Below are 22,380 nucleotides of genomic sequence, written 5' to 3'. Positions count from 1 at the left end.
TCAGTTGGCCTCGTCCGCAGGGGTTTCGCTGACCGCTGGCGTCACGCCGGGCTTGATCCACCAGGTGTCGATGCCGATGTCGTATTTGGGCGATACCTTCGGGTGGCCGATGTGGTTCCAGTAAGCCACACGCCAGGTCTTGATGTGCCAGTTGGGGATCACGTAATAGCCCCACAGCAACACGCGGTCGAGGGCGCGGCAGTGGTCGATCAGGCTCTGGCGCGAATCGGCGTTGATCAGCTGTTCCACCAGCTGGTCGATGGCCGGGTCGCGCAGGCCGATGAAGTTGCGGCTGCCTGGGTTGTCGGCGGCGGCACTGGACCAGAACTCGCGCTGCTCGTTACCTGGCGAGTTGGACTGCGGGTAGCCACCGACGATCATGTCGTAGTCGCGCGAGCGCAGGCGGGTGATGTACTGGGAAACGTCGACCCGGCGGATGTTCAGGTCGATGCCGAGGTCGGCGAGGTTGCGCTTGAACGGCAGCAGGATGCGTTCGAACTCGGTCTGTGCCAGCAGGAACTCGATGCTCACCGGCTTGCCCTGGGCGTCGACCATCTTGTCATCGACGATTTTCCAGCCGGCTTCCTGCAGCAGCTTGTAGGCCTGGCGCTGCTGTTCGCGGATCATGCCGCTGCCATCGCTGACCGGGTTGTGGAAGGCCTCGCTGAACACCTGCTCGGGCACTTTGCCGCGCAGCGGTTCGAGGATTTTCAGCTCGCTGGGGCTGGGCAGGCCGCGGGCGGCCATTTCCGAGTTTTCGAAGTAGCTGCCGGTACGGGTATAGGCGCCGTTGAACAGCTGCTTGTTGGTCCACTCATAGTCCAGTAGCAGGCTCAGCGCCTGGCGCACGCGGATATCCTGGAACACCGGGCGACGGATGTTGAAGATGAAGCCCTGCATGCCGGTGGGGTTGCCGTTGGGCAGCTCTTCCTTGATCAGCCGGCCGTCGCGCACGGCGGGCACGTTGTAGGCGGTGGCCCAGTTTTTTGCGCTGACTTCCAGGCCATAGTCGAAAGCCCCGGCCTTGAGGGCCTCGAGGGCAACGGTGGTGTCACGGTAGGAGTCGAACGTCATGACGTCGAAGTTGTAGAAGCCGCGGTTGATCGGCAGATCCTTGGCCCAGTAGTCCTTGACCCGTTCGTAGCGCACCGAGCGCCCGGCCTTGACCTCGGCGACCTTGTACGGGCCGCTGCCCAGCGGAATTTCCAGGTTGCCGCGGTTGAAATCGCGGTTTTCGTACCAGTGCTTGGGCAGTACTGGCAACTGGCCGAGAATCAGCGGTAGCTCGCGGTTGTTCTTGTGCTTGAACTTGAACAGCACCTTCAGCGGGTCTTCGGCGACCACTTCGGTGACGTCGGCATAATACTGGCGGTACAGCGGCGCACCGTCCTTTATCAGGGCGTTGAAGGTGAACACTACGTCGTCGGCACGCATCGGGTGGCCGTCATGGAAGCGGGCTTCCGGGCGCAAGTAGAAGCGTACCCAGCTATTGTCGGGTGCTTTCTCGATCTTGCCGGCAACTAGGCCGTATTCGGTGAATGGCTCGTCCTGGCTCTGGCGCATCAGAGTGTCGTAGATGCTGCCGATGTTCTCGGCTGGCACGCCCTTGTTGATGAACGGGTTGAGGCTGTCGAAACCGCCGAAGCTGGATTGGCGGAACGTGCCGCCCTTGGGTGCGTCAGGGTTGACGTAGTCGAAGTGCTTGAAGTCGGCCGGGTACTTGGGCGGTTCGTCATACAGGGTGAGCGCGTGCTGCGGTGCGGCCAGGGCGGGAAGGCTCAGGCAGGCAAGCAACAGGCTGCCGGCCAGCCGGCGCAGTCGGTGCGTTGGCGTCATTGGGCTTTCTCCGAAGTCTTGATCCACCAGCTGTTCAGCCCGAGGGTGTAGGGCGGCGTGGTGACGAAGGCGAACCGGTTGCGGTAGGCCAGGCGATGGTTGTCGAGGTACCAGTTGGGGATCATGTAGTACTGCCATGAAAGCACGCGGTCCAGGGCGCGAGCGGCGGCGACCTGGTCATCGCGGGTACGTGCGGCGAGCAGGGTGTCGAGCAGATGGTCGACCACCGGGTCCTTGACCCCAGCATAGTTCTTGCTGCCCTTGGTTGTGGCCTGGCTGGAGTGGAAGTACAACCACTGTTCGAGGCCGGGGCTCAGGGTCTGGTTCAGGGTCATCAGAATCATGTCGAAATCGAACTGGTCCAGGCGTTGTTTGTACTGGGCGCGGTCGACGGTACGCAAGCGCGCATCGATGCCGATGCTGGCCAGATTTTCGACATAAGGTTGCAGGATGCGTTCAAGGTTGGGGTTTACCAGCAGCAACTCCATGCGCAACTGCTGGCCCTTGCTGTCGACCAGGCGCTGCCCGTTCAGCTTCCAGCCGGCCTCGGCGAGCAGGCCGAGGGCCTGGCGCAGGGTCTGACGGCTTATACCACGGCCATCGGTGTGGCTGACCGTGTAGGGCTCGCTGAACAGCCTGGCTGGCAACTGGTCGCGGAACGGCGCCAGCAGCAGCCACTCCTTGCCGGTGGGCAGGCCGGTGGCGGCGAATTCGCTGTTGGGGTAGTAGCTGGTCGAACGGCGGTAGGCACCGCTGAACAGTGCGCGGTTGGTCCATTCGAAATCGAGCATCAGCCCCAGCGCCTGGCGTACCCGTGGGTCGCTGAAAGTGGCCCTGCGGCTGTTCATGAACAGGCCCTGGGTTTGCGTGGGGATGCGGTGCGGGATTTGCGCCTTGATTACCTCGCCCCGGCGCACGGCCGGGAAGTTGTAGCCGTTGGCCCAGTTCTTCGCCTGGTGCTCGATATAGATGTCGAACTCGCCGGCCTTGAACGCTTCGAAGGCGACCGTGGCGTCGCGGTAGAACTCGTACTCCACGCGGTTGAAGTTGTACTTGCCACGGTTCACCGCCAGGTCCTTGCCCCAGTAGTTCTTTACCCGTTCGAACACCAGCCGGCGCCCAGGCTGGACCTGGGTGATGCGGTAGGGGCCACTGCCTAGCGGGGGCTCGAAGGTGGTGGCCTTGAAGTCGCGCTTTTGCCAGTAGTGCTTGGGCAGCACCGGCATTTCGCCCAGGCGCAGGATCAGCAGCGGGTTACCCGCACGCTTGAACACGAAGCGGATGCGCAGCGGGCCGAGGATGTCCACCCGCTGCACTTCCTGCAGGTTGGTGCGGTAGATCGGATGGCCATCCTTGAGCAGCGTACGGTAAGAGAAGGCCACGTCTGCCGAGGTGATCGGCTTGCCGTCATGCCAGCGGGCTTCCGGGCGCAGGTTGAACACCACCCAGCTGCGGTCTTCGCTGTACTCCACCGAGCGGGCGATCAGGCCGTAGCTGGAGGTCGGTTCGTCGCCGGATGGGTCGTACTGGCCGGTGCCGACCATCAGCGGCTCGTTCAGCTCGCTGATGCCGTATTGCTGGAAATTGGGCGTGGTAATCGGGCTCGACCCCTTGAAGGTGTAGGGGTTGAGGGTGTCGAAGGTACCGAAAGCCATGGCCCGCAAGGTGCCGCCCTTGGGCGCTTGCGGGTTGACCCAGTCAAAATGGGTGAATGTGGCTGGGTACTTGAGCGTGCCGAACTGCGCGTATCCGTGGCTTTCGCTCACCATCGCGGCTGCGGGAAAGCTCAAGGCCAGGCTGAGAGACAGCAGGAGGGGACGTATCAAGTCGGCATCCGATCCAGAGGCGTTGGGCTTTGATCGGGGTACAGTAACAGCTTGGTGGGGTTGGAAAAAGAGAGGGGGCAGGGGTTTTCCAGTGGGTATGTTTTCAGGCCCATTCGCGGGCACGCCCGCGAATGGGCTGCAAAGCAGCCCCTGTAACTACTTCAATGCGACAGGTAGACGGTCAGGGTCTGGCCTGGCTTGAGGGCATGGCCGCTGCGCGGGTTCCAACGCTTGAGGTGCTTCATTTCGACGTTGAAGCGCTTGGCCACAAGGTACAGCGAATCGCCTTTGCGTACCTTGTACTGGGTGGAGCGCTGGCCGGAGGCGGCTACCCGATTGCCGGCAGCGCTCGGCGCGCTACCACCGCGCAGTGCCAGCACCTGGCCAGCGCGCACGCTGTTGCCGGAGAGGCGGTTCCAGCGCTTGATGTCCTTGACCGAAACGCGGTTGGCCTTGGCGATTGCGCCCAGATTGTCGCCGCGCTTGACCCGGTAGCTGCGCGCCGCCACCGGCGCCTTGGCTTCGGCCACGGCACGGGCGAATACGGCCTTGTTCGGCTGCAGGCTGACCAGTTGCTCGGGTTTGAGGTTGGACAGGCTGTCGCTCAGCAGTTGCGCCTTGGCGGTGGGTACCAGCAACTGCTGCGGGCCATCCACGGTCATGCGTTTCTTGAATGCCGGGTTGAGCTGGATCAGCTCGTCTTCGTCGATGTTGGCGAAGGCCGCTACCCGCGACAGGTCGAGGCGGTCGTTGATGGCCACCGCCTCGAAGTAGGGTTCGTTGGCAATCGGGTTCAGGTTAACGCCATAGGCTTCCGGCGTCAGTACCACCTGGGACAGGGCCAGCAGCTTGGGCACGTAGTCGCGGGTTTCCTGGGGCAGCGGCAGGTTCCAGTAGTCGGTGGGCAGGCCGAGCCTTTCGTTGCGTTCGATGGCGCGGCTGACCGTGCCTTCGCCGGCGTTGTAGGCAGCCAGGGCCAGCAGCCAGTCGCCATTGAACATGTCGTGCAGGCGGCTAAGGTAGTCCAGCGCGGCGTTGGTCGAGGCGGTCACGTCGCGACGGCCATCGTAGAAGTTGGTCTGGCGCAGGTTGAAGTGGCGGCCGGTGGACGGGATGAACTGCCACATGCCTGCGGCGTGGGCGCGCGAGTATGCCATCGGGTTGTAGGCGCTTTCGATGGCTGGCAGCAGGGCCAGTTCCAGCGGCATGTCGCGCTCTTCAAGACGCTCGACAATGTAGTGCAGGTAGAGGCTGCCACGTTCGCCGGCGCTTTCGATGTAGCTCGGGTTGCTGGCGAACCACAGGCGCTGTTGTTCGATGCGCGGGTTGACATCGATGTTGTCTTGCAGGGCAAAGCCCTGGCGCATGCGTTCCCACACGTCCTGTGGCGCCTGCTCGGCCGGCTTGACCAGCAGCGGTGAAGGCTTGTGCTTGAACCGTGCCTGGTAGTTGTGCGCGCGAACGCTTTCGGATTCGTCTAGCTGACGGGTGCTCTGGCAGCCCACCAGGGTGGCGGCCAGGGCCAGCGCACTGATTTGGGCCAGGCGCGTCAGGGCGACGGAATGAGAGGTTCTGCGGCTACGGGAAGACATCGGCTGACACAGGTTTCCGGACGAAAAATTTCGGCGATTCTAGAAACCGCTCCGGGCCTGGTCAACCGTTGGCCAAGCTTTGCGATATATCTTGAGGTTATCAGAAGGTGTCCTTCCAAGACCTCAAGGCAGCAAAAACAGCGACATGCGTGGGGTTTGAATGTCCCTTCCATTCGTCTGCTTTTTGTTTAACTAATGTTTCAGAGGTGCGCAGAAAGGGGTTGGTCAGGCGTTCCAGGCCGATCGTTGATGGCAATGTGATGCGATTTTCTGCACGCAAACGGCTAACGTCCTCAAACCGCCGCTGAACGTGCGGATTTTCAGGTTCCACCGCCTTGGCGAAACGCAGGTTGCTCAGGGTGTATTCGTGGGCGCAGTACACCTCGGTCTGCTCAGGCAGGGATGCCAGGCGGGCGAGGGCAGGCTGCATCTGTTCGGGGGTGCCTTCGAACATGCGTCCGCATCCGGCGGCGAACAGCGTGTCGCCACTGAACAGCACAGGCGTTGCCGGCTGCTCGCTGAAAAAGGCGATGTGCCCCAAGGTATGCCCGGGCACGGCCAGCACCTGGAACGTCACGCCCAGCGCGGTCACCTGGTCGCCCTCGTCCAGCGCCAGATCACGGCAGGGAATGCGTTCGTGGGCCGGCCCGCAGACGCGCGCGCCGGTCAGTTGCTTGAGCCGTTCCACGCCGCCGACGTGGTCGTTGTGGTGGTGGGTGACGAGGATGTCGCTCAGTACCCAGCCGGGGTTGGCGGACAGCCAGCGTTCCACTGGGCCGGCGTCACCTGGGTCGACCACCGCGCAGCGGCGTTTGGCAGTATCCTGTAACAACCAGATGTAGTTGTCGGAGAAAGCGGGGAGAGCATCGATCTGTATCATGGTGCGGATCCGATTCGCCTAGCGTGGCACATGAGGGCATCTTAGCCGCGATGGCGCGGTGCGAGAACCTTCGAGGGAGAGCGCAATGACCGACCAACCCTTTGCCCAGGCCGACCCGGACTGGGTCAAGCTGATCAGCCTGGCCCGTGAGTGGTTCAATGGCCCACTTGGCCAACTGATGCTCAAGGAGGAGGAAAAACTGCTGAAAGAAGAGCTCGGGCGCTTCTTCGGTGGCTACCTTGTGCACTACGGGCCCTGTGCAGAGCCGCCGCCCAGCGCGCCGCAGGTGCAGCGTAACGTGCGCCTCGGCGCGCCGCTGCCGGGGGTGGAAATAGTCTGCGAAGAGCAGGCCTGGCCGCTGAGCGAACACGCCGCCGACGTGGTGGTGCTGCAGCATGGCCTGGATTTCAGCCTGTCGCCCCACGGTTTGCTGCGCGAGGCGGCCAGCGCGGTGCGCCCAGGCGGGCACCTGCTGATTGTCGGGATCAACCCCTGGAGCAGTTGGGGCATGCGCCATTTCTTCAGCCACGGCGCCTTGCGCAAGGCCCGTTGCATCTCGCCGTCGCGGGTCGGCGACTGGCTCAACCTGCTGGGCTTCGCGCTGGAGAAACGCCGCTTCGGGTGCTATCGTCCGCCGCTTGCCTCACCGGCCTGGCAGCAGCGCCTGGCAGGCTGGGAACGGGTGGCCGGCGGCTGGCAGGGCTCCGGTGGTGGTGTGTACCTGCTGGTAGCGCGCAAGATGGTGGTGGGCCTGCGGCCGTTGCGCCCTGAGCGTCGCGAGCCGATGGGCAAACTGCTGCCGCTGCCACTGGCCAAGGTCAACCGCACGGCGGCCAACCCGGATACCGAAAAGCACTGAACATGAGTGGTACATGAGCGAAAGCGTCGAGATGTTTACCGATGGTGCCTGCAAGGGCAACCCCGGCCCTGGCGGCTGGGGGGTCCTTATGATCTACAAGGGTGTCGAGAAGGAACTGTGGGGCGGCGAACGCGAAACCACCAACAACCGCATGGAGCTGATGGCCGCGATCCAGGGCTTGATGGCCCTCAAGCGCGAATGCGAAGTGGTGCTGACCACCGACTCGCAGTACGTGATGAAGGGCATCAACGAATGGATGACCAACTGGAAGAAGCGCGGCTGGAAAACCGCGGCCAAGGAGCCAGTGAAGAACGCCGACCTGTGGCAGCAGCTGGATGAACAGGTCAACCGCCACAAGGTGACCTGGAAGTGGGTGCGCGGGCACATCGGCCACCCCGGCAACGAACGCGCCGACCAGCTGGCCAACCGAGGGGTCGATGAGGTGCGCGCCAAGCGTTGAGCTGGGGTACAATTCCAGCCTTTGTAACTGATGCAAGTTGGAGCGCCCCGCGTGGAGCAGCAGCAAGATAAACGGTTCGTCATTCTCGATACCGAAACCACGGGTATGCCGGTCAGCGAAGGCCACCGGATCATCGAGATCGGCTGTGTCGAGGTCATCGGCCGGCGCCTGACCGGGCGGCACTTCCACGTCTACCTGCAGCCGGACCGCGAGAGTGACGAGGGCGCCATCAACGTCCACGGTATCACCGATGCCTTCCTGGTCGGCAAGCCGCGCTTTGCTGATGTCGCCGAGGAGTTCTTCGAGTTTATCCAGGGCGCCACGCTGGTCATCCACAACGCAGCGTTCGACGTTGGCTTCATCAACAACGAATTTGCCTTGCTCGGCCAGCAGGACCGCGCGGACATTTCGCAGCACTGCACCATCCTCGACACCCTGCTGCTGGCGCGCTCGCGCCACCCGGGGCAGCGCAACAGCCTGGATGCGCTGTGCAAACGCTACGACATCGACAACTCGGGCCGTGAACTGCACGGCGCATTGCTCGACTCGGAACTGCTGGCTGACGTCTACCTGGCGATGACCGGTGGCCAGACCAGCCTGTCGCTGGCCGGGCATGGGGCCGAAGCCGGGGATGAAGGGGCGGGTGCTGGTGGTAGCGAGATTCGCCGTATTACCGGGCGCGTGCCCGGGCGGGTGATCATGGCCAGTGCCGAGGAGCTGGAGGCGCATGCCGAGCGCCTGGCGGCGATTGCCAAGTCGGCGGGCGGGCCATCCATGTGGCAGGCTCTGACCGAGGCACCTGCTGGCTGATCTTTGGCCTGCTCTGGCCCTTTCGCGGGTGAACCCGCGAAGAGGCCAGCACAGGCAATACAAGGCTCAACTACCCTGAAATGGACACCTGTCCTTCGGAGGTAGCCACCTGATGTACAAGGACCTCAAGTTCCCCATCCTCATTGTCCACCGCGCCATCAAGGCCGACAGCGTCGCTGGCGAGCGCGTGCGGGGTATCGCCGAGGAACTGCGTCAGGACGGTTTTGCCATCCTTGCCGCCGCCGACCATGCCGAGGCTTGCCTGGTTGCCGCCACCCACCACGGCCTGGCCTGCATGCTGATTGCCGCCGAGGGCGTCGGCGAGAATACCCACTTGCTGCAGAGCATGGCCGAGCTGATCCGCCTGGCCCGCCTGCGCGCGCCCAACCTGCCGATTTTCGCCTTGGGCGAACAGGTGACCCTGGAAAACGCCCCCGCCGAAGCCATGAGCGAGCTCAACCAGCTGCGCGGCATCCTCTATCTGTTCGAAGACACCGTGCCGTTTCTTGCGCGCCAGGTGGCGCGTGCCGCACACACCTACCTTGATGGCCTGCTGCCGCCGTTCTTCAAGGCCCTGGTACAGCACACCGCGCAGTCCAATTATTCCTGGCACACCCCGGGCCACGGCGGCGGCGTCGCCTACCGCAAAAGCCCGGTGGGCCAGGCCTTTCACCAGTTCTTCGGGGAAAACACCCTGCGCTCGGACTTGTCCGTTTCCGTGCCGGAGCTGGGCTCGCTGCTCGATCACACCGGCCCCTTGGCCGAAGCCGAGGCCAGGGCCGCACGCAACTTTGGCGCCGACCACACCTTCTTCGTCATCAATGGCACCTCCACGGCCAACAAGATCGTCTGGCACGCCATGGTTGGCCGCGACGACCTGGTACTGGTGGACCGCAACTGCCACAAATCGGTGGTGCATGCGATCATCATGACCGGTGCCATTCCGCTGTACCTGTGCCCTGAGCGCAACGAGCTGGGCATCATCGGCCCGATCCCGCTCAGCGAGTTCAGCCCCGAGGCGATCCAGGCGAAGATCCAGGCCAACCCGCTAGCCCGTGATCGCGGGCAGCGTATCAAGCTGGCGGTGGTGACCAACTCCACCTACGACGGCCTGTGCTACCACGCCGGGTTGATCAAGCAGACCCTGGGTGCCAGTGTCGAGGTGCTGCATTTCGACGAGGCCTGGTTCGCCTATGCGGCGTTCCACGAGTTCTTCACCGGCCGCTATGCCATGGGTACGGCCTGCGCGGCAGACAGCCCATTGGTGTTCAGCACCCATTCCACCCACAAGCTGCTGGCCGCGTTCAGCCAGGCCTCGATGATTCATGTACAGGACGGCGCCAGGCGGCAGCTGGACCGTGACCGCTTCAACGAAGCATTCATGATGCACATTTCGACTTCGCCGCAGTACAGCATCCTCGCTTCGCTGGACGTGGCCTCGACCATGATGGAAGGGCCGGCCGGGCGCTCGCTGCTGCAGGAAATGTTCGATGAGGCGCTGAGCTTTCGCCGTGCCCTGGCCAACCTGCGCGAGCATATTGCCGCCGACGACTGGTGGTTCAGCATCTGGCAGCCGCCGAGTGCCGAAGGCATCCACCGCCTGGCCGCACAGGACTGGCTGCTGCAGCCGGGGGCGGAGTGGCATGGCTTTGGCGAGGTGGCAGACGACTATGTGCTGCTCGACCCGCTGAAGGTGACCCTGGTAATGCCTGGGCTGAGCGCGGGCGGTGCACTGGGCGAACATGGCATTCCGGCGGCAGTGGTCAGCAAGTTCCTCTGGGAGCGGGGGCTTGTGGTGGAGAAAACCGGCCTGTACAGCTTCCTGGTGCTGTTCTCCATGGGCATCACGAAAGGCAAGTGGAGCACTTTGCTCACCGAATTGCTGGAGTTCAAGCGCCACTATGATGGCAATACCGCGCTGGGCAACTGCCTGCCGAGCGTGGTGGCTGCCGATGCCTCACGCTACCAGGGCATGGGCCTGCGCGACTTGTGCGACCAGTTGCATGGCTGCTACCGCGCCAATGCCACGGCCAAGCAACTGAAGCGGCTGTTCACGCGCTTGCCGGAGGTGGCCGTGAGCCCGGCCCAGGCTTATGACCAGATGGTACGTGGGGAGGTGGAGGCTGTGCCGATCGAGGCACTGTCGGGGCGGGTGGCGGCGGTGATGCTGGTGCCATACCCGCCGGGTATTCCATTGATCATGCCGGGGGAGCGGTTCACCGAGGCGACCCGCTCGATTCTCGATTACCTGGCGTTTGCCCGGGCATTCAACCAGGGCTTCCCGGGTTTTGTCGCCGACGTGCACGGCCTGCAGAACGAAAGCGGCCGCTACACGGTGGATTGCATCAAGGAATGCGAATGATCTCGACGCCGCTGCGCGCCAGTTCGAAGCGGTTTTCACCCAGGTGGTTGACTTTGTCGCCGATGGCCAGGCGATAGGTGGTGATGGGGGCGCCCAGCGTGCTGCCGTCGGTTTGCAGGGTCGACTCCTGGAACTCGTGCACGGGGTAGATGCGGCCTTCGGCGTCACGGGCGTGGAATTGGCCGACCATTACTGCTGCCATTTGGGTGGAAACCTCTGAATTACGTGAGAAATGTCTGCAGGCATAGACCGTGGAACAGCGTCGGAAGTTTTCGCCCCGCAGAAAAAAAACCAAAGCGCCGAGGAACGGTCATCTATAACTACAACGTCCCTTTACTCAGCAAAGGTTGGAAATTGCCATGAGCCAGGTGTATTCGGTAGCGGTGGTCGTCGGTAGCTTGCGCAAGGACTCCTACAACCGCAAGGTCGCCCGCGCACTCTCGGAGCTGGCGCCGTCCAGCCTTGCCCTGAAAATCGTCGAGATTGGCGACTTGCCGTTGTACAACGAGGATGTCGAGGCCGAAGCACCGCCGGAAGCGTGGAAGCGTTTTCGCGACGAGATCCGCCGCAGTGATGCGGTGCTGTTCGTGACCCCGGAATACAACCGCTCGGTGCCTGGCGGCCTGAAGAACGCCATCGATGTGGGTTCGCGGCCCTATGGGCAAAGCGCCTGGAGTGGCAAGCCGACGGCGGTGGTCAGCGTTTCGCCGGGGGCTATTGGTGGCTTCGGCGCCAACCATGCCGTGCGCCAGTCGCTGGTGTTTCTGGACATGCCGTGCATGCAGATGCCCGAGGCCTACATTGGCGGCGCGGCGAGCCTGTTCGAGGAATCGGGCAAGCTCAATGACAAGACCCGGCCGTTCTTGCAGGCGTTTGTCGACAAGTTCGCGTCCTGGGTGAAATTGAACCGGGCGGTTTGACCTGAGCAATCATCGCTGAGCGCACGATCCCTGTAGATACTCTGTTGGCGGTCAAGCTTTTCTGAGGTGTTCAGAGCTGAAAAGCTTGGCCGTATCAAATGGCTCATCCCCGCGCATACATGCCCAGATGCCTGTCAGGTACTTGCGCATGACAGCAGCGATAGCCTGCATTTTCTTCTTGCCCCTGTTGACCAACGACTCGTAAAAAGCCTTCGCATAAGGGTCGCAGCGCACTGCGGTCAAGGCAGGCATGTACATGGCTGCCCGTAGATAAGCATTCCCACTTTTGCCGAGTCTGCCGGGCTTATCAATGCTCGTTCCCGATTGGGTCTGTCGAACATCGAGACCCGCGTGGCGAGCTACCTGCGAGGACTTGAGCATTTGAGGAAGGATGGTCAGTTCAGCCAATGCCGCAAGTGCAGAGACTTCTCCCAATCCCAGGCCCTGCGAGCAGCTGCTTGTACTGCCGAGTAAGCGTCGGACACTGGGCGACCAGCTCGCGGCCCGCCTTACGAAAGCGCTCAATTCGATTATCCAGTGAAGCAATCGCTTCCTCCTGATCCTCGATCAGCATCGACACGGTTGTAGCGGTCGCCTGCAATGCATGCAGTTCGTTCTTCGCCCTTGTACGATGCCCCACCAAACGATTGATGTGTCGCCCCAGAGCCCTCAGTTCAAGCTGCACAAGGCTTGGAGGTGTCCACAAGCGCGGTGTCATACGCTCGCCGTACTCGGACAGCAGTTGAGCATCTATTGCATCGGTCTTGCTGTTCACCAGCATCAGTTTGGCGAAATTGTGGAAGCTCTTGGGGTTGATCACGGATACAGGGAGGTCAGCCGCATGTAGCTCAAGGGCCAAGTCCAGGTAATAGATTCCGGTCGCCTCCATCACGATCGACTTGGGTTTGAGTGCCAGCAGCTTTTTCACCGCAGCCTTACGGCCTGCAGGGGTTTGAGCGATATCCCACTGTCCGGCCGGACGCCCATCTTTACGCACCCCAACGACCGAAGTACGTGAGCCGATATCGACGCCAACCCAGACACTCATTCCTTCCCTCTCCCAAGCGAGTTAGGTAACAATGGCCTCCGGTTCCCCGACCTCGAACTTCATGCTGCTGCAACCTTGTAATGCGAAGTCCGACTTGTCGGCTTCTCGATACTCTTCGCAGTGGGCAATGAGGCGGGGGGCCTCTCTACATACAAGGTCAGGGGCAATACCTGCCTTCAGGAGCGATCGGCCTCCCCGGAAGTGCTTCTTCAGCCCGACGAGAATAACCTCTCCCGCTAGGCCAGACACAACATACAAGGAGCGGCCTTGTGTCGCGAAAGGGCTGCGCAGCAGCCCCGGCAATTTATGTTGCGAAGCTGAAATCCTGGGGCTGCTGCGCAGCCCTTTCGCGACACAAGGCCGCTCCTACAAAAGCTGTGCACAGAGGATTAGCGGAAGCTGTAGGAAACCCCGGCATACACGCCAAAGCCTTCGCCCGGTGTCGAACGGGCTTTATCCTGGCCTGCATCGTCGTAGGTCGGTGTCACCGTCGCCGCATAGCGCTTGTTGGTCAGGTTGCGCAGGTCCAGCCAGGTTTGCCAGTCCTGCTTCGGTGAATCCCAGCCCAGGCGTGCGCCGAGCACGGCATATTCATCGGCGTGGTAACTGTTGGCGTAGTCCACCTGCACCTTCGACGCCATCTGCGTGTTGACCCCGGCGTAGAAGCCGTTCGGCCAGTCATAGCGCAGCTCGGCCTGGTAGTAGTGCATGGGGATGCCCGGCAGGCGGTTGTCGCCGAACTTGTCGTCATCGCGGTAGTGGAAGTCACTGAAGGTATAGGCCTGGCGCAGGCTGAGCTTGCCAGTACCAGCACGCTCCCACAGGGTGCTGTCGAGGCCGGCTTCCACGCCCTGGTGCACGGTGGGGCTGGCATTGAACTCCGAGGTGAAGTTCGGCACCACTTCTACGGCCAGCAGTTCATGACGCACTTGCGAGTAGTACCAGGCCAGGTCCCAGCGGCCAAGCCCTGAATCGCCACGCGCACCCAGTTCCAGGGTAGTGGCGGTCTGGTTCTGCATCTCGATCGGCTGGATCTGCTTGCCGCCTACGCTGGGCGAACTCCAGATCAGCGACCATGGGTGGGGCGGCTCTACCGAACGGCTCAGGTTGCCATACACCTGCAGGTCCGGGCTGATGTCATAGCGCAGCCCCACGCGCGGCGCGTAGTCCCAGTCATGCATGCTCACCTTGCCGCCCTCGGCCGGGTAGGTGACATCACTTTCACGGCGGGTATAGATCATCGCCAGGCCCGTGGTCAGCCACAGGTTCGGCACCAGCTCCAGGTCATTGCCCACATGCAGCACGGTGTCCGAACCCTGGTAGGTAAAGTCACGAGTGCGCTCTCCGAACACGTCGCCATTGCGGGTGAACTGCGAAGCACCGCTGTTGGGCAGGTGCTTGGTGGTGCGCCAGCCGACGGTGGTCTTGCTCTCGTGGCCGAACAGGGTGTCGCGGCGGAAGTAGTTCAAGGTGCCGCTGACATCGGTGTAGGCCACCTTCAGGCGCATCGGGCCTTCGCGCAGGTCCATCGGGTAGTCGTGGTAGACCAGGCCGGCTTCCAGGCGCGCATCGTCGTCGAGGTAGAAGGTGGTCTTGTTGCCCAGCCAGGTGCTGCCCGGTTGCGGGCGGCTGTCGTCACGGGCCAGGTAGGCCGGGTTGGCCGCGCGCGGGTGGTGCTTGATCTGCGCCTTGGTCAGGCGCCCGGCCAGCTCGTTTTCGGTTTCCCGGTAGCGCAGGTAGAAGCGGGTTTCCAGGTTCGGGTTGAAGCGGTAGCCGATGTTGGCGGCAACGCCCTTGGCGCTGCCGCTGCTGTGCGCCTGGTAGCCGTCATATTCCGCATCGGTCAGGGCCACGTAGTAGTCGAGGTTGCCCAGCACCTGCCCCGAGCTGATGTGCCGGTGCTGGTAGCCGCGGCTGCCGGCTTCGTAGCGCACCTGCAGCGGCGCGGCGTCGTAGCCGGTGTGGGTGACGTAGTTGATCGCACCGCCAAGGGCCAGTGCGCCCTGATCGAAGCCGTTGGCGCCGCGCAGTACTTCGGCACGGCTCAGCCACAGCGGCTCGAACAGTTCATAGGGCGTGCCGCCGGGGCCGGTCAGGGGCAGGCCGTCGAACATCGTGTACACCCCGGAGCCGTGGGCCCCCGGTGCGCGGTTGATGCCCGAACCGCGGATCGACAGCTTGATGCCATCGTTGCCCGCCGATTGGGCGAACACCCCGGGCTGGTAGGCCAGTACATCCTGGTTGCTGGCAACCCGGCCTTGTCCCACGCGCTGCATGTCCACCAGGTTGCTTGCGCCCGGCACTTCGTGCAGGCGTTCGCTGGCTGCGGTCAGGTCGTTCTGCTCCTCATCGGTGATCAGCACCTGGCCCAACTCGACCGAAGGTGCCGCCAGGGCGGGCTGTGTGGCAGCGAAAGCAGCCAGCAGGCCAAGGCAGGATGGTAGGGGCAAAACGCAACGCATTGTACGACTCCAGGCGAAAGGCGAATGGACAACGGCGTTGAGACGAGCGAAATGCCGCTTGGAGCACGAGGAAAGTCGACAAATCTTGCGCAGCGTTCGTCAGACGGTTTTGTACGAAAGTTCTTTACAAGCCCAAGCGGTGGAGCAGGGCGGCCCCCGCTTCGTAAGGTGACGGCAGACCGGCAGCGATGCCTCGCTCAATCACCTGTGGAGTTCAAACATGACTGACAACGCACGACACTCGCAGCAGCCCTTGGCGGACGCCCCGGTTCGCCTGACGCCCCGTGAACGGCAAGTGCTGTTGTGGTGTGCTTACGGCAAGAGCTCGTGGGAGATTGGCCAGATCCTGGCGTGCAAGGAATCGACGGTGAACTTCCATGTTTCGAACATCCTGCGCAAGTTCGATGTGCCGACCCGGGTAGCTGCGGTGATCAAGGCTATTCGCTACGGCATGCTGGCCGAGCAGTGAGGGGGTGAAACATGGACAACGACCCTCGATTACCGCGTTTTGCCGATTGCCATGATCCGTTCTGGCCACGGGTAGACCTGGGCAGGCTGCGTGAGCGCCTGAACCTGCAGCGCCCTGTCAGTGAGGCCGCGCTGGAAGTGGCCGCACGCTGCGCCGCCATCGACGCGGCACGCGAATTCGCGCGCTGGCGTGCGGTGTTGCGGGAGCGGGGCTACAAGCGCCTTGAAGATGTGGCCGGGCACGACCAGGGGCGGGCATTGCGGGTGTGCTACATCCGTTTTGTCGAAGCCGCGGTCATGTATACCCTGGGCTCGACCGGCTACCTGCCCACTGCGCGCCGGGGAGTTGACCATGGCTGAGCAATCTGTTTTCGACAGCCTGGTCCCGGCGCTGGTGGCGTTGCTGGGCGTGGATGGCAACGTACTGTTTGCCGCGCTACTGGGGGCTTTGCTGGTGAGTGCAGCGCGCGACCGGTTGATCACCAATACGGCCAGGCGCCTGACACTGGGCAAGAAACTGTTGCTGGTGTTCGTGACCGTGGGGGTGGGTCATCTGTTCGAGCCACTGGTTTCCTCGCTGGTGCCTTTGCTTAGCCGTGGCATGGCGGCGTTTGTGGCTGCTGTGGTGGTGATCCCCATCAGCCTCAAGGTAATGGTATGGCTGGATACGCTGGACCCGCGCGAACTCATCCAGCGCTGGCGCCGGCGGGGCTAGCCGCTGGCGGTATCGGGCAGGCGACTGGTCAGCGCGTTCAATTGGCGTTCCAGCTGCTGGATGCGTTGCTTGTCCTCGACCAGCAGGAGCACGGCTTGGCGATCAGCAAGCGACAAGGTGCGCAGCCGTGCAAGCATGTCGCTTTCCCAGCCGTCTTCCTCCAGGCGTGGGCGATGATGTTCGGGTTCACCCAGCAGAAGCCAGTCCAGTGAGCAGGCATACTGCCTGGCGACATCTATGCAAAGTGAATATGGAACGCTGTCGCGTACCTTCCAGCTGCTCAATGTTTGCGGGCTGATTGCCAGGGCCCTGGACAGCTCTGCATCTGATTCTGTGGCGGTCAGAAGCTTCAGCCTGGCCAGTACCGAAGCAAGTACGTTGGTACTCATAACAAATATCCATGACTGGTTTAATGATATTCCATGGGCTTAAACTACTCGTTATGAATACAGCCCTGCGTTTTAAGGAGCATTTCTGCAATGAGAAGCATCAAACTGAAGAATACACCTACATATGCAGCTAATACTGACAAAATTGGACGACCATTCTCACAGAAGGTAAGCCTGAACAATGCTTGCAGGTACTTGCCGTGAGTACATACAAACTGGTTTGCCCGCATTGCCACAGCCGGATGCGTATACGCACCAGTGAAGGGCGCCATATTTTCCTGCGTATTGCCTATTTGCAATGCACCACCGAGGCCTGTGGCTGGTCTGTGCGCGCCGAGTTCGAAATGACCCATGAACTCTCGCCCAGCGGCATGCCAAACCCGGAAGTGTACCTGCCTTCGGCCAATGGTGATTTGCGCAAGGCAGCGCTGCCGGGCGCCGTGCAGGGCAACCCCGGCGAATGAGCGTTCATGCCTACGGATACAAAGCGCGCAGATAAAAAAACACCCCGCATTAGCGGGGTGTTTTGTTTTGCCGGGGCGATCAGCCGATCAGTTGCAGGCCAGCTTGCTGGACCATTTCCAGCAGCGGTTGCGGATACACACCCAGCACGAAGGCAAGAATGGCGATGGCCAGCAGCATGACGCCGCCGGTGCGCTGCTCCCACTTCAGCGGGGCGTCGTGGCGACGCAGGTTCGGCTCGACCAGATACAGGGTGACCATGACGCGCAGATAGTAGTAAACACCGATGGCGCTACCGATCACCAGCGCACCGACCAGCCACCACAGGTGCGACTCGACGCCGGTGGCGATGATGTAGAACTTGCCGATGAAGCCCGCGGTCAGCGGAATACCTGCCAGCGACAGCATCATCACGGTCAGTACCGCGGTCAGGTACGGACGACGCCAGAACAGGCCACGGTATTCGTACAGCGCATCGGCGTCACGGCCGCCGTAAGGCGAGGACATCAGGGTGATGACGCCGAAGGCGCCCAGGCTGGTGATCACGTAGGTGACCAGGTACACACCCATGGCTTCCAGGGCCAGCCCCTTGCTGGCGACCAGGGCGATGACCAGGTAGCCGAAGTGGGCGATGGACGAGTAACCGAGCAGGCGCTTGAGGTTGCTCTGGGTCAGTGCCAGCAGGTTGCCGATCAGGATCGAGGCCACGGCAATCACTGCCAGTACGGTGCTCAGCACGCCGCTGCTGGCAGCAGGAGAGAGCATGAACAGGCGCACGACCACGGCGAACACCGCGACCTTGCTGGCGGTGGCCAGGAACGCGGCGACCGGCGCCGGGGCGCCTTCGTAAACGTCCGGGGTCCACAGGTGGAACGGTACCAGCGACAGCTTGAAGGCCAGACCGACCAGCATCATGGCGAGGCCCAGCTGGGCCAGCAGGCTTGGCATGCTGGTAGCGGCCAGGGCCTTGCCGATCTGGTCGAAGGTGAGGCTGCCGGCGTCGGCGTACAGCAGGGCCATGCCGAACAGCAGGAAGGCCGAGCCTGCAGCCGACAGCACCATGTACTTGATGCCGGCTTCCAGCGAGCGCTTGTTGAAGAAGGCATACGCCACCAGGCCGTAGACCGGTACCGACAGCAGCTCCAGGCCGATGAACAGGCCGGCCAGGTGGTTGGCGCTGACCAGCACCAGGCCACCGAGGGCCGACATCAGCAGCAGCAGGTAGAGTTCTTCACGGTTGCCCGGGAAGCCCTTGGAGCCTTCGCCGAGGTAGGCGTGGGCGAGGGTGACGCAAGCCAGCGTCGCCACCAGCATGATCGCCATGTACAGGCAGGCGAACTTGTCGATGGTGACCAGCGAAGTGACCGCCAGCGGCGCAACCTTCAGCGCCGGCAGGATCGACAGCAGAGCCAGGTTGAGGCCCACGGTGGATAGCAGGAAGGTCTGCGAGTGGTTGCGCTTCCAGGCGATCGCCAGCATCACCACCACTGTGGTGATGGTGGTGATCAGCATCGGCGCCAATGCGATGAAGTGTTGAGTGGTGAATTCCATAGCGCTCTTACCGGGCCGAAGCGAGTTGAGTGAAAGCGGAACCGAGCCACTGCTGCACACCACTCATGGTGGCGGCAGAGGTGTCGAGGAACGGCTGCGGATACACGCCCAGCAGGATCAGCAGTACCGCCAGACCCAGGACCATGATCAGCTCGCGACCGTCCATGCCGGCCAGCACAGTGTCGGTCTTGGCCGGGCCGAAGTAGGCGCGGTGGATCATGATCAGCGAGTACACCGAACCGAACACCAGGCCAGTGGTGGCGATCACGGTGATCCACGGCACGCTGGCGAAGCTGCCGATCAGGATCAGGAATTCGCCGACGAAGTTGCCGGTACCGGGCAGGCCCAGGGAGGCAGCGGCGAAGAACAGGCTGATGGCCGGCAGGTAGGCGATGCGGTGCCACAGGCCACCCATTTCGCGCATGTCACGGGTGTGCAGGCGCTCGTACAGCTGGCCGGCCAGGATGAACAGCGCAGCAGCGGACAGGCCGTGGGCCAGCATCTGGATCACCGCGCCTTGCAGGGCCTGCTGGCTGCCGGAGTAGATACCGATCAGCACGAAGCCCATGTGCGAGACGCTGGAGAAGGCCACCAGGCGCTTGATGTCGGTTTGCGCGAAGGCCAGGAAGGCACCGTAGAAGATACCGATCAGGCCCAGGGTCATGGCAATTGGCGCGAACTCGGCCGAGGCGTTCGGGAACAGCGGCAGAGCGAAGCGCAGTAGGCCGTAGGCCGCAGTCTTCAGCAAGATACCTGCCAGGTCCACGGAGCCTGCGGTCGGTGCCTGGGCGTGAGCGTCAGGCAACCAGGAGTGGAACGGCACCACCGGCAGCTTCACCGCGAAGGCGATGAAAAAGCCCAGCATCAGCAGGTACTCGGTACCGGCTGGCAGTTCGGCCTTGAGCAGGTCGCTGTAGTTGAAGGTGATCACGCCGGTGTTGGTGTAGTTGACCAGTACCAGGCCGAGGATCGCCACCAGCATGATCAGGCCGCTGGCCTGGGTGAAGATGAAGAACTTGGTCGCCGCGTAGATCCGGGTCTTCTTGCCGTCCGACGAGCTGTGACCCCAGAGCGCGATGAGGAAGTACATCGGCACCAGCATCATTTCCCAGAAGAAGAAGAACAGGAACAGGTCCAGGGCCAGGAACACACCGACCACGCCGCCGAGAATCCACATCAGGTTGAGGTGGAAGAAGCCGACGTGGCGCTGGATTTCTTTCCAGGAGCACAGTACCGATAGCACACCGAGCAGGCCGGTGAGCAGGATCATCAGCAGCGACAGGCCGTCGAGGGCCAGGTGGATGCTGATGCCGAAGCGCTGGATCCACTGGACCTTGTAATTCCAGGGCCCAGGCCGGCTCGGCGCCCGGAGCAGGGGCGAGGGTGTAGTCGCCGTTAGCCCACAGCCACAGGCCGATGCCGAGCAGCAGGGACATGGTCAGCAGCGCGATCCAGCGCGGCAGGGTGGCGCCGAAGCGCTCACCCAGCCAGCACAGGAAGCCGCCGATGAAGGGGATCAGGATCAGCCAAGGCAAAATCATGACGGGTTGGTTTCCTTTGGCAAAGTCGCAAGATTCATAGTCATACCGCAGCCACTACCACGGCACCGAGCACCAGCACGGCACCTACGGCGATAGAGGCGGTGTACCAGCGCAGCTGGCCAGTCTCGGTCTTGCTCATGGCAACGTGGCCGCCACGCGCCATCCGAGGAATCAGGCCGATGGTGCGGTCAACCGGGTCCTTGCGCAGGATATGGCTGATCAGCAGGTACGGTTTGACGAAGAGCTTGTCGTAGATCCAGTCGAAGCCCCAGGCAGCGAACCACCAGGCCGACAGGACACGGCCGATACCACTGTTGGCCACGGCGCTGACGAAGCGGCGCTTGCCCAGGAACAGCAGGGCCGACAGCAGGATACCGGCGATGGCGATGGCACCCGAGGTGATCTCCAGCGCGTGCTTGGCTTCGCCACCGGCGTGGCCGGCGCTTTCCGGCAGCACGCCTGCCAGCGGCGGGGTGATCCAGGCGCCGACGAAGGTCGACAGCACGATCAGCACGCCCAGCGGCAGCCAGTGGCTGATGCCGTGGCCCGCGTGGGCTTCGGTCTTGGCTTCGCCGTGGAAGGCGATGAAGATCAGGCGGAAGGTGTACAGCGAGGTCATGAACGCGCCGACCAGGCCGGCATACAGCAGGCCGGTGTTGCCGCTGGCGAAGGCTTCCCAGAGGATCTCGTCCTTGGAGTAGAAGCCCACGGTCACGATCGGCAGGGCGGCCAGGGCAGCACCACCGACCACGAAGCTGGCGTAGGCCAGCGGCAGTTTCTTCCACAGGCCGCCCATCTTGAAGATGTCCTGCTCGTGGTGGCAGGCAACGATCACCGCACCGGAGGCAAGGAACAGCAGGGCCTTGAAGAAGGCGTGGGTCATCAGGTGGAAGATCGCCGCGTCCCAGGCGCCAACGCCCAGGGCCAGGAACATGTAGCCGATCTGGCTCATGGTCGAGTAGGCGAGGATACGCTTGATGTCGGTCTGCACCAGCGCGGCGAAGCCGGCCAGTACCAGGGTCACGCCACCGACCACACCGACCAGGTGCAGGATGTCCGGCGCCAGCAGGAACAGGCCGTTGGTACGGGCGATCAGGTACACGCCCGCGGTCACCATGGTTGCCGCGTGGATCAGTGCCGAAACCGGGGTTGGGCCCGCCATCGCGTCGGCCAGCCAGGTCTGCAGTGGCAGCTGAGCCGATTTACCGACCGCGCCACCCAGCAGCATCAGGGTTGCCAGCACCATCCAGGTGTCGCCAGCCTGGAACTTCTGCGGTGCCAGAACCAGCAGTTCCTGCACGTTCAGGGTACCCAGCTGGGCGAACAGGATGAACAGGCCGATGGCCATGAACACGTCGCCGATACGGGTGACGATGAACGCCTTGAGTGCTGCGTTACCGTTGTTGCGGTTGCTGTAGTAGAAACCGATCAACAGGTACGAGCACAGGCCCACGCCTTCCCAGCCGAAGTAGATGAACAGCAGGTTATCGCCCAGCACCAGGAACAGCATGCTGGCGATGAACAGGTTGGTGTACGAGAAGAAGCGCGAGTAACCGGCTTCGCCACGCATGTACCAGGAAGCGAACAGGTGGATCAGGAAGCCGACACCGGTGACCACGCCGAGCATGGTGACCGACAAGCCGTCCAGGTACAGGGTGAAGTTCGGCGCGAAGCCGTCCACCGACATCCACTGCCACAGCAGCTGGCTGTACGCGCCGCCCTCAGGCGGGGCGACGTTGAATTGCCAGATGACGTAGGCGGCCGTGGCCGCCGACAGGCCTACCGAGCCGACGCCGATCAGGGCGGACAGGTTCTCCGAGAACCGCCCGCGCGAGAACGACAGCAGCAGGAAGCCGACGAGGGGGAAGACGAAAGTCAGGAAGAGAAGGTTCATCCGCGCATCTCACTGGCAGCATCGATGTCGAGAGTGTGGAAGCGGCGATACAGCTGCAGCAGGATGGCCAGGCCAATACTGGCCTCGGCGGCTGCCAGGCTGATCACCAGAATGAACATCACCTGGCCGTCGGGCTGGACCCAACGGGCACCGGCGACGACGAACGCCAGGGCAGAGGCGTTCATCATGACTTCCAGGCTCATGAGCACGAAGAGGATGTTGCGGCGGACCATCAGGCCAACCAGACCTAAGCAGAACAGGATGCCGGCGACTGCCAGACCATGCTCGAGAGGGATAGCACCCAT

21 protein-coding genes and 1 pseudogene are annotated in these 22,380 nt (G+C 62.7%); 9 read left to right on the top strand and 13 right to left on the bottom strand.

Annotation, left to right across the window (positions count from 1 at the left end; translation table 11 throughout):
• The 4 genes from QIY50_02020 to gloB form a co-directional block, all read right to left on the bottom strand.
• Window positions 1-1,836, bottom strand: coding sequence for an extracellular solute-binding protein (locus QIY50_02020; protein ID WGV21095.1), 1,836 nt, complete (start codon window positions 1,834-1,836; stop codon window positions 1-3).
• Window positions 1,833-3,662 carry an extracellular solute-binding protein gene (locus tag QIY50_02015; GenBank protein ID WGV21094.1) on the bottom strand — a complete coding sequence of 610 codons (1,830 nt, stop codon included), beginning with the start codon at window positions 3,660-3,662 and terminating at the stop codon, window positions 1,833-1,835. The genes QIY50_02020 and QIY50_02015 overlap by 4 nt, the downstream gene beginning before the upstream one ends.
• Before the next feature lie 161 nt (window positions 3,663-3,823).
• A complete protein-coding gene (locus QIY50_02010; GenBank protein WGV21093.1) occupies window positions 3,824-5,254 on the bottom strand; it encodes a transglycosylase SLT domain-containing protein in 1,431 nt (476 codons plus the stop codon).
• Window positions 5,255-5,354: 100 nt separating this feature from the next.
• The gene (gene gloB, locus QIY50_02005; protein ID WGV21092.1) at window positions 5,355-6,134 is read right to left on the bottom strand and encodes a hydroxyacylglutathione hydrolase; all 780 of its coding nucleotides are present in this window, start codon (window positions 6,132-6,134) and stop codon (window positions 5,355-5,357) included.
• Between the two features lie 85 nt (window positions 6,135-6,219).
• On the opposite strand from gloB, the gene QIY50_02000 reads away from it, so the two are divergent.
• The 4 genes from QIY50_02000 to QIY50_01985 all read left to right on the top strand — a co-directional run bounded on the left by QIY50_02000 (window position 6,220) and on the right by QIY50_01985 (window position 10,625).
• The gene (locus QIY50_02000) at window positions 6,220-6,993 is read left to right on the top strand and encodes an SAM-dependent methyltransferase (protein WGV21091.1); all 774 of its coding nucleotides are present in this window, start codon (window positions 6,220-6,222) and stop codon (window positions 6,991-6,993) included.
• 13 nt (window positions 6,994-7,006) lie between these two features.
• Window positions 7,007-7,453 carry a ribonuclease HI gene (gene rnhA, locus QIY50_01995; protein WGV21090.1) on the top strand — a complete coding sequence of 149 codons (447 nt, stop codon included), beginning with the start codon at window positions 7,007-7,009 and terminating at the stop codon, window positions 7,451-7,453.
• A gap of 51 nt (window positions 7,454-7,504) precedes the next feature.
• Window positions 7,505-8,263: a DNA polymerase III subunit epsilon gene (gene dnaQ, locus QIY50_01990; GenBank protein ID WGV21089.1), complete on the top strand. Its 759-nt coding sequence runs from the start codon at window positions 7,505-7,507 to the stop codon at window positions 8,261-8,263.
• A gap of 112 nt (window positions 8,264-8,375) precedes the next feature.
• The gene (locus tag QIY50_01985; protein ID WGV21088.1) at window positions 8,376-10,625 is read left to right on the top strand and encodes an Orn/Lys/Arg decarboxylase N-terminal domain-containing protein; all 2,250 of its coding nucleotides are present in this window, start codon (window positions 8,376-8,378) and stop codon (window positions 10,623-10,625) included.
• Here QIY50_01985 and QIY50_01980 read toward each other — a convergent pair.
• Window positions 10,609-10,827 (bottom strand): hypothetical protein, encoded by a 219-nt coding sequence (locus tag QIY50_01980; protein WGV21087.1) that lies wholly within the window; start codon window positions 10,825-10,827, stop codon window positions 10,609-10,611. The genes QIY50_01985 and QIY50_01980 overlap by 17 nt on opposite strands.
• A 157-nt stretch (window positions 10,828-10,984) precedes the next feature.
• Between QIY50_01980 and chrR the strand changes: the two genes are divergently transcribed.
• Complete coding sequence (chrR, locus tag QIY50_01975) at window positions 10,985-11,545, top strand: class I chromate reductase ChrR (protein WGV21086.1); 561 nt, start codon at window positions 10,985-10,987, stop codon at window positions 11,543-11,545.
• A gap of 51 nt (window positions 11,546-11,596) precedes the next feature.
• On the opposite strand, the gene QIY50_01970 is transcribed toward chrR, so the two are convergent.
• The 3 genes from QIY50_01970 to QIY50_01960 all read right to left on the bottom strand — a co-directional run bounded on the left by QIY50_01970 (window position 11,597) and on the right by QIY50_01960 (window position 15,055).
• Entirely contained in the window at window positions 11,597-11,953 is a 357-nt protein-coding gene (locus QIY50_01970; protein WGV21085.1) for a transposase, read from the bottom strand.
• The gene (locus QIY50_01965; protein WGV21084.1) at window positions 11,946-12,593 is read right to left on the bottom strand and encodes a transposase; all 648 of its coding nucleotides are present in this window, start codon (window positions 12,591-12,593) and stop codon (window positions 11,946-11,948) included. The genes QIY50_01970 and QIY50_01965 overlap by 8 nt, the downstream gene beginning before the upstream one ends.
• A gap of 389 nt (window positions 12,594-12,982) precedes the next feature.
• Window positions 12,983-15,055, bottom strand: a complete 2,073-nt coding sequence (locus tag QIY50_01960; protein WGV21083.1) for a TonB-dependent receptor — start codon at window positions 15,053-15,055, stop codon at window positions 12,983-12,985.
• A 220-nt stretch (window positions 15,056-15,275) separates the two neighbouring features.
• Between QIY50_01960 and QIY50_01955 the strand changes: the two genes are divergently transcribed.
• Genes QIY50_01955 through QIY50_01945 form a run of 3 tightly spaced genes read left to right on the top strand, consistent with a single transcriptional unit; the run spans window position 15,276 to window position 16,238 of the window.
• Window positions 15,276-15,524, top strand: a complete 249-nt coding sequence (locus QIY50_01955; protein ID WGV21082.1) for a helix-turn-helix transcriptional regulator — start codon at window positions 15,276-15,278, stop codon at window positions 15,522-15,524.
• An 11-nt stretch (window positions 15,525-15,535) separates the two neighbouring features.
• Window positions 15,536-15,883 carry a head completion/stabilization protein gene (locus QIY50_01950; GenBank protein WGV21081.1) on the top strand — a complete coding sequence of 116 codons (348 nt, stop codon included), beginning with the start codon at window positions 15,536-15,538 and terminating at the stop codon, window positions 15,881-15,883.
• Window positions 15,876-16,238: a hypothetical protein gene (locus QIY50_01945; GenBank protein WGV21080.1), complete on the top strand. Its 363-nt coding sequence runs from the start codon at window positions 15,876-15,878 to the stop codon at window positions 16,236-16,238. Before QIY50_01950 ends, QIY50_01945 begins: the two co-directional genes overlap by 8 nt.
• Here the strand turns inward: QIY50_01945 and QIY50_01940 are convergent.
• Complete coding sequence (locus QIY50_01940) at window positions 16,235-16,627, bottom strand: helix-turn-helix domain-containing protein (GenBank protein WGV21079.1); 393 nt, start codon at window positions 16,625-16,627, stop codon at window positions 16,235-16,237. The two genes, QIY50_01945 and QIY50_01940, sit on opposite strands and share 4 nt — an antisense overlap.
• A 200-nt stretch (window positions 16,628-16,827) precedes the next feature.
• Here QIY50_01940 and QIY50_01935 point away from each other — a divergent pair, with 200 nt between their 5' ends.
• On the top strand, window positions 16,828-17,091 hold the full coding sequence (locus QIY50_01935) for an ogr/Delta-like zinc finger family protein (protein WGV21078.1): 264 nt from the start codon (window positions 16,828-16,830) through the stop codon (window positions 17,089-17,091).
• Between the two features lie 79 nt (window positions 17,092-17,170).
• Here the strand turns inward: QIY50_01935 and nuoN are convergent, their stop codons facing one another.
• The 4 genes and pseudogenes from nuoN to nuoK all read right to left on the bottom strand — a co-directional run bounded on the left by nuoN (window position 17,171) and on the right by nuoK (window position 22,380).
• Window positions 17,171-18,640, bottom strand: a complete 1,470-nt coding sequence (gene nuoN / locus QIY50_01930) for an NADH-quinone oxidoreductase subunit NuoN (GenBank protein WGV21077.1) — start codon at window positions 18,638-18,640, stop codon at window positions 17,171-17,173.
• Between the two features lie 7 nt (window positions 18,641-18,647).
• A pseudogene (gene nuoM, locus QIY50_01925) lies at window positions 18,648-20,181 on the bottom strand (NADH-quinone oxidoreductase subunit M).
• Between the two features lie 40 nt (window positions 20,182-20,221).
• A complete protein-coding gene (gene nuoL, locus QIY50_01920) occupies window positions 20,222-22,075 on the bottom strand; it encodes an NADH-quinone oxidoreductase subunit L (GenBank protein ID WGV21076.1) in 1,854 nt (617 codons plus the stop codon).
• A complete protein-coding gene (nuoK, locus tag QIY50_01915) occupies window positions 22,072-22,380 on the bottom strand; it encodes an NADH-quinone oxidoreductase subunit NuoK (protein ID WGV21075.1) in 309 nt (102 codons plus the stop codon). The genes nuoL and nuoK overlap by 4 nt, the downstream gene beginning before the upstream one ends.

It is taken from the genome of Pseudomonas putida (genome assembly GCA_029953615.1).
Lineage (GTDB): Bacteria > Pseudomonadota > Gammaproteobacteria > Pseudomonadales > Pseudomonadaceae > Aquipseudomonas.
Note: the sequence above shows the minus strand (reverse complement) of the source record. Positions and strands in the feature narration are given on the sequence as shown.

Bases quoted from the DNA above. Each gene is read 5' to 3' on its own strand.
- nuoN (WGV21077.1), bottom strand. From the start codon at position 18,640: ATGGAATTCACCACTCAACACTTCATCGCATTGGCGCCGATGCTGATC.
- QIY50_01985 (WGV21088.1), top strand. From the start codon at position 8,376: ATGTACAAGGACCTCAAGTTCCCCATCCTCATTGTCCACCGCGCCATC.
- chrR (WGV21086.1), top strand. From the start codon at position 10,985: ATGAGCCAGGTGTATTCGGTAGCGGTGGTCGTCGGTAGCTTGCGCAAG.
- gloB (WGV21092.1), bottom strand. From the start codon at position 6,134: ATGATACAGATCGATGCTCTCCCCGCTTTCTCCGACAACTACATCTGG.
- nuoK (WGV21075.1), bottom strand. From the start codon at position 22,380: ATGGGTGCTATCCCTCTCGAGCATGGTCTGGCAGTCGCCGGCATCCTG.
- QIY50_01965 (WGV21084.1), bottom strand. From the start codon at position 12,593: ATGAGTGTCTGGGTTGGCGTCGATATCGGCTCACGTACTTCGGTCGTT.
- rnhA (WGV21090.1), top strand. From the start codon at position 7,007: ATGAGCGAAAGCGTCGAGATGTTTACCGATGGTGCCTGCAAGGGCAAC.
- QIY50_01945 (WGV21080.1), top strand. From the start codon at position 15,876: ATGGCTGAGCAATCTGTTTTCGACAGCCTGGTCCCGGCGCTGGTGGCG.
- QIY50_02020 (WGV21095.1), bottom strand. From the start codon at position 1,836: ATGACGCCAACGCACCGACTGCGCCGGCTGGCCGGCAGCCTGTTGCTT.
- QIY50_02010 (WGV21093.1), bottom strand. From the start codon at position 5,254: ATGTCTTCCCGTAGCCGCAGAACCTCTCATTCCGTCGCCCTGACGCGC.
- QIY50_01960 (WGV21083.1), bottom strand. From the start codon at position 15,055: ATGCGTTGCGTTTTGCCCCTACCATCCTGCCTTGGCCTGCTGGCTGCT.
- QIY50_01940 (WGV21079.1), bottom strand. From the start codon at position 16,627: ATGAGTACCAACGTACTTGCTTCGGTACTGGCCAGGCTGAAGCTTCTG.
- nuoL (WGV21076.1), bottom strand. From the start codon at position 22,075: ATGAACCTTCTCTTCCTGACTTTCGTCTTCCCCCTCGTCGGCTTCCTG.
- QIY50_01980 (WGV21087.1), bottom strand. From the start codon at position 10,827: ATGGCAGCAGTAATGGTCGGCCAATTCCACGCCCGTGACGCCGAAGGC.
- QIY50_02000 (WGV21091.1), top strand. From the start codon at position 6,220: ATGACCGACCAACCCTTTGCCCAGGCCGACCCGGACTGGGTCAAGCTG.
- QIY50_01955 (WGV21082.1), top strand. From the start codon at position 15,276: ATGACTGACAACGCACGACACTCGCAGCAGCCCTTGGCGGACGCCCCG.
- QIY50_01950 (WGV21081.1), top strand. From the start codon at position 15,536: ATGGACAACGACCCTCGATTACCGCGTTTTGCCGATTGCCATGATCCG.